The sequence below is a fragment of the Planktothrix serta PCC 8927 genome (genome assembly GCF_900010725.2).
Taxonomy (GTDB): domain Bacteria; phylum Cyanobacteriota; class Cyanobacteriia; order Cyanobacteriales; family Microcoleaceae; genus Planktothrix; species Planktothrix serta.
In genome coordinates this window covers 1-309 of record NZ_LR734902.1, presented here as the reverse complement: position 1 = coordinate 309, position 309 = coordinate 1, and the positions used below count along the sequence as shown (strand labels likewise).

The window sequence follows — 309 nt, the reverse complement described above, 5'->3', positions numbered from 1 at the left end:
CAATTTATTTAAAAATTTGATTAATCAGAAACCGGGTTTCTTCGGGTTAGGGATGGTGCGTGCGCTACGCTTACGCACCCTACGGGTTGGGAAGCGATCGCACTCAATTTATCTTAAAAATTTTGATCAAATTGTAGGGTGCGTAAGCTCCGCGCACGCACCAATATTAAATCACCATCACAGAGACATTTATTATGCTCTCAATTGATTGTCAGCGATCGCACCATTTTTTGAGCAATTTATTTAAAAATTTGATTAATCAGAAACCGGGTTTCTTCGGGTTAGGGATGGTGCGTGCGCTACGCTTAC

The 309-nt window shown here is 41.4% G+C and carries 1 protein-coding gene; it reads left to right on the top strand.

Annotated elements, in window-relative coordinates:
• On the top strand, positions 1-208 hold a 208-nt coding region (locus PL8927_RS28745), incomplete at its 5' end, for a hypothetical protein (RefSeq protein WP_231506169.1).
• Positions 209-309 lie beyond the last annotated feature (101 nt).